This is a genomic window from Geomonas sp. (genome assembly GCF_056994735.1).
The window spans coordinates 1-1,334 of the sequence record NZ_JBXKJL010000286.1; the positions used below are offsets into that span (position 1 = coordinate 1).

2 protein-coding genes are annotated in these 1,334 nt (G+C 62.1%); one reads left to right on the top strand and one right to left on the bottom strand.

Annotation, left to right across the window (positions count from 1 at the left end; genetic code table 11):
- Nucleotides 1-194 (top strand): HD domain-containing phosphohydrolase (locus AC11W3_RS12300; protein WP_484093098.1); only part of this gene is annotated, 194 nt, incomplete at its 5' end.
- Nucleotides 195-417: 223 nt separating this feature from the next.
- Here AC11W3_RS12300 and AC11W3_RS12305 read toward each other — a convergent pair.
- Nucleotides 418-1,152 carry a 3-oxoacyl-ACP reductase family protein gene (locus AC11W3_RS12305; protein WP_484093099.1) on the bottom strand — a complete coding sequence of 245 codons (735 nt, stop codon included), beginning with the start codon at nucleotides 1,150-1,152 and terminating at the stop codon, nucleotides 418-420.
- Nucleotides 1,153-1,334: the final 182 nt, after the last annotated feature.

Genomic DNA, 1,334 nt, shown 5'->3' on the forward strand with positions numbered 1-1,334 from the left:
GCATCATCAAGATAGCCGACATCTACCAGGCGCTGGCCCAGAACCGGCCTTACCGCAAGCCGCTCCCTCCCTCCGAGATCGTCGAGATCCTGCGCGGCATGCAGGCGGAGATGAAGGTCGATCCGGCACTGGTTGATTTCGTGGAGAAGCACCTGGACGAGTGCCAGGAAGCGGCGGTGGGAGCGATGCCGTAACATCGACAATTGCACCCTTCGACAGGCTCAGGGTGAACGGGAAGAGGGCATGCACCCTTCGACAGGCTCAGGGTGAACGGGAATAGGGCATGCACCCTTCGACGGGCTCTGGGTGAACGGGAATGGGGAATGCACCCTTCGACAGGCTCAGGGTGAACGGGCTCAGGCACGGTAATTTTGAAGACCGTTCGTGCTGAGCTTGTCGAAGCACGCATAGTTGGCTTCAGCTCAGGTAGCGCCCCCCGTTGACATTGATGGTCTGGCCGGTGAGGTAGCCATTCCCCACCACCATGATGACCGCCTGGGCGATTTCATCCGGGGTGCCGAAACGCCCGACGGGGATGAGTTCGGGGCGCAGCTGCGGGAGGGCCGCCGACATCTCGGTTTCGACCGGACCGGGAGCGATGGTGTTGGCTGTGATCCCTTCCTTTGCAAGATGAGCGGCGTAATAGTGCATGAGGCCGATCATGCCTGCCTTGGAGGCGGCATAGTGCGGCCCTACGACCCCGCCCATCTGGGCCGCGACCGAAGAAATAGCTATGATCCTCCCCCATCTGGCGGCCCGCATGTCGGGCAAAACGGCCTGGCTCACCATGAACGGGGCTTTCAGGTTGGTCGCCAGCGTCTGGTCCCAGTCCTCTTCTGTTATCTCGTCCACCGTCCGCATGGTCCCGATACCGGCGTTGTTGACCACTATGGTGACGGGGCCCAGTTCCCCATGGATGACGTCGATCATTCCGGAGACCTCCGAGGTGCGGGCGATGTCGGCGCGGACCGGCAGGGCCCGCCGTCCCAGCCCCTCGATCTCCCCGCATACCTCCTCAGCGGCATGGTCGCTGCTGCGGTAATTGACGGCGACATCGACACCCACCCGCGCTAGGGCCAGGGCAATCGCTCTTCCGATCCCGCGGCTGGCCCCGGTTACCAGTGCGATTCGGCCATCAAGTTCTTCGATCATGACTATCCCTCCCTTTAATCCCGCCCCGACATGGCCCGGCTTTCCCGATCTATCCGATGGTCCCGGCGCAAGTTGACTGATACTTAATAGCGCAAAAAGCCTCCTTGTCCAGAGGGGCGCCAGCCTCGATCTCACGGCACCACCATGCTGATCCGGTCCCTCCGCTCGTCTCTTTACGTCAC

Coding starts and splice junctions, on each gene's coding strand:
- AC11W3_RS12305 (WP_484093099.1), bottom strand. CDS start 1,152: ATGATCGAAGAACTTGATGGCCGAATCGCACTGGTAACCGGGGCCAGC.